Here is a 13,070-nt window from a genome sequence, read left to right as displayed (position 1 = left end):
ACTTGATCATTAATATGTATAAATTAGTAATGGATGGAAGGGATTATATGAAAGAAAATGTCAGGCAAGAAGCACTACTGGAGGCTTATTTAAGTATATGGAATAATCGTAAGGTGACGGATGGAGGTGGAAGGGAAGTGTTATCGGAACTCATCCGCCGTGAGCTTTTGGATGAAAATGCACATCCACGTGCCCGGAAACCGGTACTAGAGAAGTTTTACCTCTGTATTAAACGCGTGATGGAATCTTCGCTTTCAGAAGAAAAGAAAAACGCGATTGCCATGGCCTATGTGAATGAATTGGAAAGATTATGATTCCGCTTGTGACACGGATGCTTGTTAAGCAAATATTCTTTTCCGCTTCATACTTTTTTCACAAATCATTGTTAAAATTTTAAAAAAATAGATATTTAATGAATAAGGAGCTTAAAATATGAAGTGGGGCATTGGGCTTTTTCTTGCCATCGTACTGCTTACTGGGTGTAATGGCGGTAATACATTTACTAAAATAAACAGAAGTGAATCTTTTTTGGCGACAGTCAATATCAAGGATACCTCCCTGACTTTCATAGATGAAAACTATCATACTTTTGCCAAGTGGGATATTTCAGAACCATTTACCGGAGCCCTGCTTCTGGCCGACAAAGATACTATCCTGCTTTATGGAAAAGAGATGGAGAAAGTCCAAGTGTTCTCTTTATCGGCAGGAAAACTGATAAACAGTTGGGAAATTGGGAAAGGGATCGTCAATATGCAGCTGTTACAGGATGGAAAAAGCATCGTGGCAGTCAATCAATCGAATCACTCCATTTCCTTTTTAAATGATGAAGGGGAGGAGCAGGATATAGTCAAAGTTGGTAAAAGCCCCTTGACCGTTCTTCAAGGTGAGCAAGCGAATCGTTTGTATGTAATTAATTTTGGTGATACCAAATGTTCAGTGATAAATCTTGAAACGAAAAAGGTCGATTTCGAATTTCCCATACATAGTTCCAGCACAGGCACATTATTAAGGGAGGAAAAGGATGAAATATGGATCGGGGGACACGGGGATGGGGACCAAGTGGAAGAAGATCTATATATTTATTCGGCAAAAACGGGAGAGTTGAAGAAAAAGTTGAAGGCTCCCACCATGCCGATAAAGTTCCTGGAAAATGCTGAAGGCATTTTTGTCCTTAGTCATGGCACCAGCTCCTTATATAAATTGAATGATCAATATGAGGAAGTGAAAAGCAAAGTGGTCGGCGTCAACCCTTTTGAAATGGTGAACTTTAACGAAGATGTGGTCGTAGCGGGATATGATAGTGATGAATTGTATGTAATGGATGCTGAAACGGTCGATGTTAAAAAAACGGTCAAAGTCGGCGAGGGTCCATTCCAATTGATGTTGAGGGAGTAGTTGACATGCATGTTTACACCATATTAGTCGTGGATGATGAAGAGGATATGCGGAATCTAATTGAAATGTATTTGCTGAATTCAGGTTATCAATGCCTTCAAGCTGCGAATGGAAAAGAAGCCATTAGTATGGTTGAAACACAGGAAGTAGATTTAATCCTATTGGATATCATGATGCCAGGTATGGATGGTTTCTCCGTTTGTGAAAAAATCCGTGAAAATTGGGAGATTCCTGTGATATTTGTCAGTGCGAAAGGTGAAGAATGGGATAAGGTGAAAGGGCTGAAGCTCGGCGGGGACGATTATATCGTCAAACCGTTCAATCCTGGAGAATTGGTCGCAAGGGTCGAAGCGGTATTGCGAAGGACAGGAAAACTGTCATTGAATGAAGAGAATCAAAACCATGTCCGATTCGGTAACATTAACTTAAACTTACAATCCAGAACCGTTTTGGTGGAAGGGAAGCCGATCAATTTAACTTTGAAAGAATTCGAATTGCTTTTATTCCTCATGCGACATAAAAGTCAGGCTCTCAGTCGTGAACAACTGCTTGAAAATGTATGGAGCGGGGAATATGGAGGATCTTTACGTACCGTGGATACCCATATCAAAACGTTACGAATGAAATTAAGCGCGGCCGATTACATTCAAACCGTCTGGGGAATCGGTTATAAGATAGAGGAAAAGAAATGATTAATAAATGGAGATCCCTCTCTTTTAAATTATGGCTCACCATCATCACTGCCATCATCTTGTCCGTGCTTTTCGCTTATTCCCTTTCTCAATATTATTATAAAAATCTATATGTGGAGAAGCTTAAAACAGATTTAGTTAATGAAGCGTCATTGCTTGGAGCGGATTATTCCGGTGGTGAAATCAGCGAAGAATATAAGCAAAGAGTTGAATGGTTCAACAGTAAGAATGACAGCGAGGTCTTTGTCGTCAACAATCCCAGGGAATTGAGTGCCTGTCTGCCTTTTGAAATAAACTATGACACACTTATTTCTGAAGAAGAAAGGCAAATGCTTTTAGCCGGAAAAGCCGTTGAAAAAGAGGGGTATGAGAAAAGGTTTGAAAAAAATATCGTGGCGGCCATCATACCCCTGATTGATGAAGATCGCCTAGAAGGTATCATCTATACATATATTCCAGTAGATTCAATTACTGTCTTGCTTAAGGAATTTGCAGCAAAATGGATGGCAGCGATTCTTTTATTCTTGATTGTCGCGATTTTTTTCACTACGAAATGGTTGAAAAAGCTGGTCAGTCCGATTAAGGAAATCGAGACAGGTGCCCATCGTGTCTCAGAGGGGTATTATGACATACAGGTTCCGGTAAGGAGTCATGATGAAATAGGCAAATTGGCAATAGCCTTTAATGATATGGCCAATTCAATCCATTTGGAAGAGGAAAGAAAAAAAGAGTTTCTTGAAAATGTGGCACATGAGCTCAGGACCCCGCTTAGTTACGTAAAGGGGTACACACAGGCCATTTTGGATGGTGTTGTGAAAAATGATGAAGAGGAACGGAAATACCTTCAACTCATTTCAAGGGAAGCTCTTAGGCTGCAGCGCCTTGTAGGAGATTTGATGGACTTATCAAAAATGGATAGTGATCCATTCATGTTATATAAAACTCCGATTGCCTATGCGCAATTCATTGAAGAAGTGCTTGTTAAATATGAACCGATAATAAAAGAAAAGCAATTGGACTTGCAGATCGAGCTGGATCCAGATCCGATTATTATTGGGGATGAAGGCAGGATGGAACAGATCCTGCATAACATTCTTGACAATGCCATTCAGTACACGGATTCTGGAGGATCAATCGATATTAGCCTAATTCAGCATAAAGAAAATTGCGAACTGCTGGTTACTGATACGGGTAACGGGATTCCTGAAGCGGATCTGCCATATGTAATGAATCGTTTTTACCGGGTGAACAAAGCACGCAGTCGTTTTGATGGAGGGTCAGGGCTCGGACTGTCGATCGTCAAAAAATTGGTGGAATTGCAAAATGGCAAAATCGAAATAGAAAGCAAGGAAAAAAGGGGAACAAAAGTCAGGGTCGTCCTACCGATAATAAAAGAAGAATGGAATTCATAAAAAGGGGATACGTTCAAAAATGAAAAAAATCATGTTATTTTGCATGGCGTTAATTTTATTGGCTGGATGTGGCAAGGAAGAGGAAATACCGAAAATGTTAAATGTCGATTTAGCTGTCGATCCAATTCAGGGCAAAGTGAACGAGTCTGTGAAGTTTCAGGCAAAAGTGACCTACGGGGACGAAGAAGTGACAGATGCGGATGATGTCAGTTTTGAAATTTGGCTTGCAAATAGCGATGACCATGACAAGATCTCTGTAAAACATAAAGGAAACGGCATTTATGAAATGGAAAAGACTTTTGAAGAAGAAGGAACCTATTATGTATATGCCCATGTAACGGCAAGGGATATGCACAACATGCCAAAGAAGGAATTCGTCATAGGCAAACCAAGCCCTCCTGAACAAAATGGTGATAAAAAGGAAATGGACGAGATGAATGATGGAGAAATGAAATGATGAATGAACCATCAAAACCAAAACAATTCGGGTTTAAATCCGGATTGTTTTTTTATTTGGAAAAATGTTCAAGGCAACAGAGGTTAATGAATAAGGACAAAGGACGAAATGTCGAAGTCAATTCGAAAAATTTGTAACATAAAAGTAAAGAAAGTCACAATAATTAGGTTTGAAACGATATGTCAACTAAAAGTTATTAGTATTCAATGGAAATGGTTCTATGTAACTACCATTGACAAGGAATATCTGGATAAATATGAGTATTTATACTATTGGCAGAAACATAGATAGTTAAAGCATTTTTGCTTGCTTTCTCTGAAACTATGATAATAATATATTCGTCATTCGCATCCTGTGAATTTGTTGGAAATTGATGGTGCATATATTACAAAAAGTGCATGATATGATAATTCCAGAAGCAAAGCACAACAAAAAAAGAACATCACAGGAGGAAATACGAATGAAAAAGAAAATGTTTATGTCAGCAGCAGCAGCTGCAGCTATTATATTCACAGGAGTAGGAGCTAACCAAGCAGAAGCAGCCAACTGTGATACTGTGAAACAAGTAACTTACCAATCTATGAATAAAGAGGATATGCAAAAAGTCCTTAACCAATATCTAACTAAATACAATGTCACTTTACCGGCAGCACAGGCACAACAAAAACCAGTTCAAAAACCAGTTCAAAAACCAGTTCAAAAACCAGCTCAAAAACCAGCTCAAGAAGCTGGAACAGCAAACCAACCAAAACCTGAAGCAAAACCTGAAGTAACACCTGATAAATCAACTGGTGAAAAAGAGACAAGCTCTGAATTAAGCGCTTTTGAACAAGAAGTTGTTAAATTAACTAATGCAGAACGTGAAAAACAAGGTTTGGCAGCTCTTAAAATCGACACTGAGTTGAGCAAAGTTGCACGCGCCAAGTCTCAAGACATGAAAGATAATAACTACTTTGACCACAATAGCCCAACTTACGGCTCACCATTCGATATGATGAAAAAATTCGGAATCAGCTATACAACAGCAGGCGAGAACATCGCACAAGGTCAACAAACACCTGAAGAAGTTGTACAAGCTTGGATGGATAGCCAAGGACACCGTGAAAACATCATGAATTCTAGCTTTACTCATATTGGAGTAGGTTATGTGGAATCTGGTAACTACTGGACTCAACAATTCATCGGAAAATAATAGATTGATAGAAGAGTGCATCCCAAAAACATGGGGTGCGCTTTTTTTGTGCGAAAATAACTAATTCCATTCAAAGGAATGGTATGAATTGTGACATCGATTGGTTGCCGAAATCTAATAGAATGGCAGGAACCGCACTTTATCATCAGTGTGGTCCCAATGAAGCACGTTAAATCTCGGATACATCGATTTCTGAATACTGGGTATTGAAACTTTTCTGAAGACGTATTTCCAATGTTGATTCTTTATATTGGGCTGATGCCCCTTTTTTCTTTACAAGAGCGGGAAGTGTTATGACATGGCGATCTGACTCTTTTGGAATCCCCTCAATGATGGATTGGTTAGAGGTATGGTAAAGTTTCATTTTCTTCAGCCAAGATTCATCTTCTATGGGAATTCTTACAAAGACAAATAAATGAGTTTCAAATACATCGGCATGTAAAGGATGTTCAGATTTGGCATTTACTTTTTGTGAGCCGCCATCATTTTGGTTCATCATACCTTGCATATTTTCAGGGATGACCTGTGAAAATACTTTTTCAATGAATGATTGTACATCACTTTGCTGCATATTTTTCATGAAGTCCTTTTGGTTGGGGTTATTTTTAAAAGAAAAAAGTGAATTCCAGGGAAACATTTTGAATTCCTCTCTCCTGCTTATGGGCTGACAGGTTTATTTCTTATATTTTATGCAGGCTAAAGCCTATAGGTTCGTTTTTATAATTACTAAATTATAGAAATCGGGTCAAACTTATGTATAATTAAGTAAAATCCATTTGATAAAGAGGGTATGCCTGTGGATGAAAAAGTAGCTTTTATTACTGGTGGAGCAACTGGAATCGGCAAAAGGATGGCATTTTCACTCGCGGATAATGGAATGTCCATTATCATTACTTATCGAAAAAGTAAAAAGGCAGCTTTAGCATTAGTGGATCAATTACAGGATAAGTATCATGTTAAGGCACTTGCGATTCAAGGTGATTCGTCAAGTGAGAAAGATTGCCGGAATATTTTGCAGTTGGCCTTGGAGGCCTTTGGCCATGTTGATATCTTCATTCATAACGCAGGGCCATATATGCATGATCGCAAGCCTATGACTGAATATGCCAATGATGAATGGAAGTATATCATGGATGGAAATTTAAATGGTTTTTTCTATATTGCGAAGGAGCTTATTCCACAAATGCGCAGTAGAAGCTGGGGAAGGGTCATTACATTAGGGTTTGAGAGGTGTGAAACTGCACCGGGTTGGATTTATCGTTCTGCTTTTTCCGCTGCAAAGAGCGGCTTGACCTCCTTGACTAGAACTTTAGCTGCCGAAGAAGCTACACATGGAATCACCGTTAATATGGTCTGTCCTGGCGATATCGTTGGTGATTGGAAAGAGGAAGAAATTAGGGTCGCAAGAGGAGTAAAGGATGATTCGGTACCAGTCGGCAGACCTGGTACAGGGGAGGATATAGCGAGGGTCATCACATTCTTATGTGATGAAAAATCAGATTTCATAACCGGCAGTATCATACCCGTTACAGGCGGTAAGGATGTTCTAGGGAAAATTTATAAAGCCTAGTGGTTAAGGGCATGATCTTCAGAATGAAAAAGGGTGGGGCCGTGTAATCCAGCCCCACTCTTTTATTACGCCATTTTTTTATATTTTACTTTCTGTATGAACCTTAAGCGGGACGCCAATCCTATAGCTCCGAGAGCCAAGCCGGAAATTAAGCCTATCCAATACCCAAAGGCCCCCATATCCGTATACTTTGCAAAGAAATAGCCAATGGGAAGTCCGAGAATCCAATAGGAGACCAGTGACATCGCAAACGTGACATTTACATCTTTATATCCACGCAAAATACCCTGTATAGGTGCCTGCAGGGCATCTGATATCTGAAAGAAGATGGCATATATTAAAAAATGTGATGTCAGCATCATTACCTCATGATCTTTAGTGTATACAGAGGCGACAGGTTCACGGAAGAGGAATAGGATGGTCGATAAAACGAGCGACATCGTCAATGCCATCGAAATGCCAATCCAGCTGTACTCTCTGGCATCTTTATAGCGGGCTGCCCCAATTTCAAATCCAATGACGATCGTCAATGCCATGGATATACTTAGCGGCATCATATAAAGCAGTGACGCGAAATTCATGGCAATCTGATGCGAAGCAATTGTCACGGTATCATACTTACTCATTAAAAGGGTAACAGCTGAGAAAATGCTTGTTTCAAAAAAGATAGCCAGCCCGATAGGCACCCCAATCAATAAAAGCGCCCGCCATTCTTTCAAAGAAACCCGGAAAAATTCACTGAAAACCTTATATGTCGAAAAAGGGTTGATTTTGACGACTACAAGGATGGCAACAAGGGCAATTAACCAATAAGTAATGGCCGTTGCGTATCCTGAACCGACACCGCCAAGTTCGGGGAATCCAAACTTCCCGTATATCAACAGGTAATTAAATAGGACGTTAATCGGGAGTGCACACAGGGTAATGATCATGGAAATCCTCGTCTGCCCCAGTGCATCTATGAAGGCCCTTAACGTATTATAAACGAATAATGGAATGATTCCGACTGAAAGGGCGATCAAATAATCATGCGCCACCCGGTGGACATTTTCTTCAAGGTTCATGGCATTCAATATGGGATTCAAAGAAAACGCCCCAATGATTAAAATGACCAAGGCTAAAACGACTGCTAAATAAATGGCCTGCATCACGGAATATGAAACGGATTTAGACTGCTTGGATCCAACCAGCTGTGAAACCACCGGCGTTAGGGCAATCAATATCCCACTCAGCCCCGTGTACACGGGTGTCCAAAGCGAACTGCCGATCGAGACGCCGGCAACGTCCTGCGTACTGTATTGCCCCGACATCATAACATCGAAAAAAGTCATGGCATAAAGACCGATTTGAGTGATCAGGATAGGTATCAATATATAAAATAACAGGCGGATCTTTTGCGATTTAGTATAAGTCTGATTCATCAAAGTACCTCAATATCAATATTTGGAATTTTCAACACAATGAAAGAATTATATCACATAGCGTGTGAGGTTTTAAGTTTTATTTAAAGCAAAAAAGACTTGCCTTATTAGGGCAAGTCTTTTTGTCAGTCGCGCATGGATTCAAAATCATTCATGGCTTCCATATTTGAGTCTTTTTGAAGAATGAAAGCCTGGGAAGGGATGGCAATTTGTACATCTTCCTGTTCCAATATCTCCATGATTTTAAAGTTCACATCTTCTTTGATTGATAAATATCCTCCAAAGTCCGTCGCATTCGTGAAGAAATAAAGGTAGAGATTGAAACCGGAATGACTAAACTCATCAAATTTAACGAGAATCGTTTCCGGATGTACTTCTGGATGGTCAATCAGCATTTTTTCTATGTCTTTAATGACATTTTCCAATTTTTCTTTTGGTGTTGTTACATTCACACCCAAATGGAAGGCAATCTGTCTTTTGCCCATCTTGGACCAGTTAATGATCGGTTCATTCGAAAGGGTCGCATTTGGAACCGTAACTAAAGCTTGGGCAAACGTCCGAACTTTGGTGCTTCGGAATGTGATGTCTTCAATTGTCCCCTCCACACTTGGAGTTTTGATCCAATCTCCTATGGTAAAAGGTTTTTCGGTAACGATGACGATACCTCCAAAGAAATTACTGACGGTATCTTTAGCGGCAAGAGCGAAAGCCAATCCACCCAAACCAAGCCCTGCAACAAATCCATCGACATTGAATCCCCATTCTTCCGCAATGATGGAGGCACCGAATGCAATGATGATTATTTTTATGATTTTTGTAAAGAACGGCATGACGATTTGATCGACTTCAAGTCCGAATTTACTTACTAATTTCGGAAATAAAATAGTTAAGATCGAACTGATATTGGAAAATGTCCAAAAGAATAAAAAGACAAAAAATGATCTGTATATTTTCGATCTTAATTCAACCGAAGGTGAGTCAATCGGAAAATAGTGCAGTGAAATGATAACACCAATCAAAACGATAAGCCATCTTACAGGCTGTTCTATAGCGAGCATTAAGTTGGCGGCAAATTCAACTTTACGTTTTTCCGCTATTCTTAGAAAGAATTTGAATATATATGTAGTAAATACTTTCCGAAGCAAAAGGAAGATTAGAAAAATGCCTATGGAAATTCCTAATTTGGTCCAGGCTTCGATTCCATCAAATTGATGGAGAGATTCAGAAACTTCTTGCAATGTATTACTCCTCCAATGTATCTTGTAGTATTGTAGAATACTAAGATTATAATATATTCATGCTGAAAAAGGAAAAATAATCGATGATTACATTCATGTTGGTATTTTACGGTTCACTGAATACTTTTTCAAGTTATTAATGGCAAGGATATATGGTAATATGGATGCAAAGTGACTTTTTAAGTTTGGAAGGTGGAAATATTGACTAAGAAAATAGTATTTACCGGAGGCGGTTCTGCCGGTCATGTATCTGTTAATGCTGCAATCATCCCGGAATTTTTAAAGCATGATTGGGATGTTACTTATATTGGTTCAAAAAAAGGCATTGAAAAAAATATCATCGAAAAGGAATTTCCCGAGGTCCGTTATGAAACGATTTCCGTTGGGAAATTCCGACGTTACCTATCTGTTGAAAATATGAAAGATCCATTCCGGGTCATAAAAGGAATTTTTGATGCACGAAAAATTCTAAAAGAAACCAAGCCGGATTTCATTTTCTCCAAGGGTGGATTCGTTTCCGTTCCAGTTGTTTTGGCAGGCAGGATGCTGAGAATTCCGATTGCGATACATGAATCGGATTATACACCTGGTCTGGCCAATAAAATTGCCATGCCACTTGCGTCGAAGATTTTCACTACCTTCCAGGAAACGGAAAAAAACCTTCCGAAAGAGAAGGCCATGTATCTTGGAGCTGTATTGCGCGATGGGATTTTTACGGGAAACCCTTCCTCCGGAAAGGCATTTTGCGGATTCACGAATAACAAACCGGTCCTACTCGTTATGGGCGGCAGCCTTGGAGCTGTAAAAATCAATAACTTGATTACAGATAACCTTGATGCGCTATTAAAGGATTACCAGATCATTCACATTTGTGGTAAGGGTAATGTTAAAACCGAATTGAAACAAAGGGGATATGCTCCCTTTGAATTCGTACATGAAGAATTATTTGATCTATTGGCTGCTGCTGATGTCGTTGTGTCAAGGGCAGGTTCAAATTCCATATTTGAATTCCTTGGTTTGCAAAAGCCTATGTTGCTTATACCGCTAAGTGCCAATGCATCGCGTGGAGATCAAATCTTGAATGCTTCAAGCTTTGAAAAACAGGGGTTTTGTAAAGTCATCCAAGAAGAAGATTTAAATGACCGGATTTTTAATGATACATTAGTGGACTTGGTGAATCATTCGGATGAATATCAGGAGAAAATGCGTCAAAAACGCCCATTCAAAAAGGCAGCGGAAATGTATGATTTATTACTTGAAGTGATGGCTGCAAAAAAATAAGTATCAATCCCTTCTTTGAAGCATATCTTTTTCGAACAGAGGAGGGGGTAGAATGGCTTATGAGTATTCCAAAGGGTGGTTCATTCAGCAATTAAAAGCCGCAGGGATTAACTATCATCCAATTGAGAAAAAAAAGCTGGAGCTGTATAAAACCCATATTCTAAGACGTTTATACGAGGGCCTGAAAAAAGATGAATCATAAAAAGAACCGCAACGTCACTGACGTTGCGGTTCTTTTTATAGGAAATTATTTATAAAAGGAAAGAAACAGGAAATAAGGATACCTGCGATAGCCATTGCCGCACCTGCGACTGCCCCGGTAAACTCACTTTCCTGAGCAGCTTGAGCCGTTCCAAGGCCATGAGCGATCGTACCATAGGCAATACCACGTGCGAAGGGCATCGTAATGTTTAATTTATCCATCATTTTTGGAGCGATCATCGTACCCAGCACCCCAGTCAAAATGACGAAGGCGGCTGAAATATTAGAATTTCCACCATAAAGTTCCGTGATTTCTACAGCGATTGGCACTGTAATGGATTTAACCGCCAATCCTTGGAGTATGACTTGCGGTAGTGAAAATGCTTTAGCAATGGCGAAGGCAATGACCAATGTGGCCATAAGACCAAAGATCATGCCGCTAATTGCCGGAATTGCATATTTAACGATTATCTTTCTGTTTTTATAAAGTGGTACCGCCAAAGCAACGGTAGCTGGTCCCAGGAAATAGGTGATGATGTCTTTTCCCGGTGAATAATCTTCGAAGTCCAAACCGCTGATCAACAATACGAGAATGATTGTAACCGTACTGAAAAATACGGGCGTCGTAAAAGGTGATGGATGTTTAGCATATATTTTCCTTCCAATGGAATAGGCAAGGATGGTTATCAAGATGCTATAAGTTGTGATGAGCGCTGTCATGCTGCTTAACCTCTCCTCTATGGGAAAACTTCTGAACAGTCCAAGCCGAAACGATGAATCCAAATATAAGGCTGACTCCCAATGTAAGTGCCAATGGCAAACCAAATTCTATGAAAAGCCACCCCATGGTCATTAAACTGATTGAAATTGGAATGAAGAAAAAGGCTAGGTGTTTAACCAAGAATCCTGAAGTAAGTTCGATCCACTCGACTTTTAAAACCTTCGTCTGTAGTAAACTGAATAACAGAATCATGCCGATGACATTGCCCGGAATAGGTAAATGAAGTAAATGTGCTATAAAGTAGCCAAGCTTGCAAATGATGAGAAGTATGATAAGCTGCACGATAAAAGCAAATGTTTTTTTCATGATTAAGTCCTTTCAATGGAGCATTGAATATATTATTGAATTGGTCAATTGTATTCATTATAAAAAAATATCCCCGAAAAGAATAGGGAATTGCAGCAAACTTTCCTAAACATCCTGTTAAAATGGGAAAAAGAGCTTTCCAATTTTGGAAGCTCCGGGCATTATATGAAAAGAAAAGCAAAGCCATCTTAAAATCAGCGGATTTGTTTTTTTGTTTTATTTTATGCTTCAAGTAACTGCTGTTCATCATCATCATGCTGTCTAAGGATATGAAAGGTGTATAAATCTTTAGTGATTTCATACAAATCGAAGATATCTCCTTCATGATTGATCTGATCATAAAGGGACTTTCTTGTTTCGTTGGCGTTGACGGCATAAGAAAGCTTTTCTGCGGCTTTTATAGAGCGGATATTTTTTTTGCGAATACGCATGAAGACCGTTTCCATACCGAGCTCGAAAAAAAGCTCTTTAAAGAAAGCGTCTTTTGCAATGGCATTATACCCTTTTCCATGATAAGACTTGCCAAGCCATGTGCCTAAGAAACCTGCACCATTTTCAATATCGTATAAAGAAATGCAACCGATGGGATTTTCCCATTCATCCAAGATTGTTCGTGAAATGAGTTCCCCAGCATCTTCTGCCTCGATCGTTTGCTTAGTAATGAAAACATATTCTTCATATGAATCTACTTTATGGCGCACGAAAGGGAAGACATCTGGATGCGTCATTTGTTCATAAAGAGAAAAACAATCTGTGAAATCTCTCTTTTTTAACATTTCCGTCCCTCCGTTTGAGGGCAGTTCTTATGCGTAGTCGCTGCCCACCCTCGAAATTTTTTAAGTCGTTCATCAAAAAATTTCGGGGTGGGAATCGAACCCACTAGAACCGGAAACCGGTGGCGCACCATTTGCCTTCCCTATTTTTATTGTCTGAAATTATACGGATCTAAAGAACCTTACGAAGGTATAATACTAAAAAAAAAACGGTTTGGGAATAGGTTTTTTGCCTTTTTTTTTCGTCAAATTTCAACTTTTTTATGCAGGGTGAAATTGGAAGGCAAACGGTTGCTTTTTTCCATGGAAAACTGATTTCTTCGCCCGCTTTTTTTAGGGAAACTTGTTGCT

At 39.4% G+C, this 13,070-nt stretch carries 15 protein-coding genes; 9 read left to right on the top strand and 6 right to left on the bottom strand.

Annotation, left to right across the window (positions count from 1 at the left end; translation table 11 throughout):
• Nucleotides 1-14: 14 nt before the first annotated feature.
• The 6 genes from ACDZ29_RS26080 (at nt 15) to ACDZ29_RS26055 (ending at nt 5,148) form a co-directional block, all read left to right on the top strand.
• Entirely contained in the window at nt 15-314 is a 300-nt protein-coding gene (locus ACDZ29_RS26080) for a hypothetical protein (RefSeq protein ID WP_289325392.1), read from the top strand.
• Between the two features lie 118 nt (nt 315-432).
• Nucleotides 433-1,395, top strand: a complete 963-nt coding sequence (locus tag ACDZ29_RS26075; protein ID WP_375089205.1) for a YncE family protein — start codon at nt 433-435, stop codon at nt 1,393-1,395.
• Between the two features lie 5 nt (nt 1,396-1,400).
• Nucleotides 1,401-2,087 (top strand): response regulator transcription factor, encoded by a 687-nt coding sequence (locus tag ACDZ29_RS26070; RefSeq protein ID WP_375089203.1) that lies wholly within the window; start codon nt 1,401-1,403, stop codon nt 2,085-2,087.
• The gene (locus tag ACDZ29_RS26065; protein ID WP_375089201.1) at nt 2,084-3,499 is read left to right on the top strand and encodes a sensor histidine kinase; all 1,416 of its coding nucleotides are present in this window, start codon (nt 2,084-2,086) and stop codon (nt 3,497-3,499) included. Before ACDZ29_RS26070 ends, ACDZ29_RS26065 begins: the two co-directional genes overlap by 4 nt.
• Nucleotides 3,500-3,518: 19 nt before the next feature.
• The gene (locus ACDZ29_RS26060) at nt 3,519-3,956 is read left to right on the top strand and encodes a FixH family protein (protein ID WP_289325388.1); all 438 of its coding nucleotides are present in this window, start codon (nt 3,519-3,521) and stop codon (nt 3,954-3,956) included.
• A 460-nt stretch (nt 3,957-4,416) separates the two neighbouring features.
• On the top strand, nt 4,417-5,148 hold the full coding sequence (locus tag ACDZ29_RS26055) for a CAP domain-containing protein (RefSeq protein WP_375089199.1): 732 nt from the start codon (nt 4,417-4,419) through the stop codon (nt 5,146-5,148).
• Between the two features lie 169 nt (nt 5,149-5,317).
• On the opposite strand, the gene ACDZ29_RS26050 is transcribed toward ACDZ29_RS26055, so the two are convergent.
• Nucleotides 5,318-5,728, bottom strand: coding sequence for an Hsp20/alpha crystallin family protein (locus ACDZ29_RS26050; protein ID WP_375089197.1), 411 nt, complete (start codon nt 5,726-5,728; stop codon nt 5,318-5,320).
• Between the two features lie 216 nt (nt 5,729-5,944).
• Between ACDZ29_RS26050 and ACDZ29_RS26045 the strand changes: the two genes are divergently transcribed.
• A complete protein-coding gene (locus ACDZ29_RS26045; protein ID WP_375089195.1) occupies nt 5,945-6,718 on the top strand; it encodes an SDR family oxidoreductase in 774 nt (257 codons plus the stop codon).
• A gap of 65 nt (nt 6,719-6,783) precedes the next feature.
• On the opposite strand, the gene ACDZ29_RS26040 is transcribed toward ACDZ29_RS26045, so the two are convergent.
• Together ACDZ29_RS26040 and ACDZ29_RS26035 are read right to left on the bottom strand one after the other, a co-directional pair.
• Complete coding sequence (locus ACDZ29_RS26040) at nt 6,784-8,139, bottom strand: MATE family efflux transporter (protein ID WP_375089194.1); 1,356 nt, start codon at nt 8,137-8,139, stop codon at nt 6,784-6,786.
• A 125-nt stretch (nt 8,140-8,264) separates the two neighbouring features.
• Complete coding sequence (locus tag ACDZ29_RS26035) at nt 8,265-9,377, bottom strand: mechanosensitive ion channel family protein (RefSeq protein ID WP_370015376.1); 1,113 nt, start codon at nt 9,375-9,377, stop codon at nt 8,265-8,267.
• A gap of 192 nt (nt 9,378-9,569) precedes the next feature.
• Between ACDZ29_RS26035 and ACDZ29_RS26030 the strand changes: the two genes are divergently transcribed.
• Nucleotides 9,570-10,658, top strand: coding sequence for an undecaprenyldiphospho-muramoylpentapeptide beta-N-acetylglucosaminyltransferase (locus tag ACDZ29_RS26030; protein WP_370015374.1), 1,089 nt, complete (start codon nt 9,570-9,572; stop codon nt 10,656-10,658).
• Between the two features lie 52 nt (nt 10,659-10,710).
• Nucleotides 10,711-10,860 carry a DUF2639 domain-containing protein gene (locus ACDZ29_RS26025; protein ID WP_289316078.1) on the top strand — a complete coding sequence of 50 codons (150 nt, stop codon included), beginning with the start codon at nt 10,711-10,713 and terminating at the stop codon, nt 10,858-10,860.
• 35 nt (nt 10,861-10,895) lie between these two features.
• Here the strand turns inward: ACDZ29_RS26025 and ACDZ29_RS26020 are convergent, their stop codons facing one another.
• From ACDZ29_RS26020 to ACDZ29_RS26010, 3 genes are all read right to left on the bottom strand, one after another.
• Complete coding sequence (locus ACDZ29_RS26020; RefSeq protein WP_289325381.1) at nt 10,896-11,579, bottom strand: LrgB family protein; 684 nt, start codon at nt 11,577-11,579, stop codon at nt 10,896-10,898.
• Nucleotides 11,554-11,946, bottom strand: coding sequence for a CidA/LrgA family protein (locus tag ACDZ29_RS26015; RefSeq protein WP_375089191.1), 393 nt, complete (start codon nt 11,944-11,946; stop codon nt 11,554-11,556). Before ACDZ29_RS26015 ends, ACDZ29_RS26020 begins: the two co-directional genes overlap by 26 nt.
• 221 nt (nt 11,947-12,167) lie before the next feature.
• Nucleotides 12,168-12,722 carry a GNAT family N-acetyltransferase gene (locus ACDZ29_RS26010; RefSeq protein ID WP_375089189.1) on the bottom strand — a complete coding sequence of 185 codons (555 nt, stop codon included), beginning with the start codon at nt 12,720-12,722 and terminating at the stop codon, nt 12,168-12,170.
• Between the last annotated feature and the right edge of the window lie 348 nt (nt 12,723-13,070).

The sequence above is a fragment of the Peribacillus sp. RS7 genome (assembly GCF_041956845.1).
In the GTDB taxonomy this organism is placed as follows: domain Bacteria; phylum Bacillota; class Bacilli; order Bacillales; family DSM-1321; genus Peribacillus.
This window is presented reverse-complemented; position numbering and strand designations above follow the sequence as displayed.

Bases quoted from the DNA above. Each gene is read 5' to 3' on its own strand.
- ACDZ29_RS26080 (WP_289325392.1), top strand. From the start codon at position 15: ATGTATAAATTAGTAATGGATGGAAGGGATTATATGAAAGAAAATGTC.
- ACDZ29_RS26075 (WP_375089205.1), top strand. From the start codon at position 433: ATGAAGTGGGGCATTGGGCTTTTTCTTGCCATCGTACTGCTTACTGGG.
- ACDZ29_RS26070 (WP_375089203.1), top strand. From the start codon at position 1,401: ATGCATGTTTACACCATATTAGTCGTGGATGATGAAGAGGATATGCGG.
- ACDZ29_RS26065 (WP_375089201.1), top strand. From the start codon at position 2,084: ATGATTAATAAATGGAGATCCCTCTCTTTTAAATTATGGCTCACCATC.
- ACDZ29_RS26060 (WP_289325388.1), top strand. From the start codon at position 3,519: ATGAAAAAAATCATGTTATTTTGCATGGCGTTAATTTTATTGGCTGGA.
- ACDZ29_RS26055 (WP_375089199.1), top strand. From the start codon at position 4,417: ATGAAAAAGAAAATGTTTATGTCAGCAGCAGCAGCTGCAGCTATTATA.
- ACDZ29_RS26050 (WP_375089197.1), bottom strand. From the start codon at position 5,728: ATGAAAAATATGCAGCAAAGTGATGTACAATCATTCATTGAAAAAGTA.
- ACDZ29_RS26040 (WP_375089194.1), bottom strand. From the start codon at position 8,139: ATGAATCAGACTTATACTAAATCGCAAAAGATCCGCCTGTTATTTTAT.
- ACDZ29_RS26025 (WP_289316078.1), top strand. From the start codon at position 10,711: ATGGCTTATGAGTATTCCAAAGGGTGGTTCATTCAGCAATTAAAAGCC.
- ACDZ29_RS26020 (WP_289325381.1), bottom strand. From the start codon at position 11,579: ATGACAGCGCTCATCACAACTTATAGCATCTTGATAACCATCCTTGCC.
- ACDZ29_RS26015 (WP_375089191.1), bottom strand. From the start codon at position 11,946: ATGAAAAAAACATTTGCTTTTATCGTGCAGCTTATCATACTTCTCATC.
- ACDZ29_RS26010 (WP_375089189.1), bottom strand. From the start codon at position 12,722: ATGTTAAAAAAGAGAGATTTCACAGATTGTTTTTCTCTTTATGAACAA.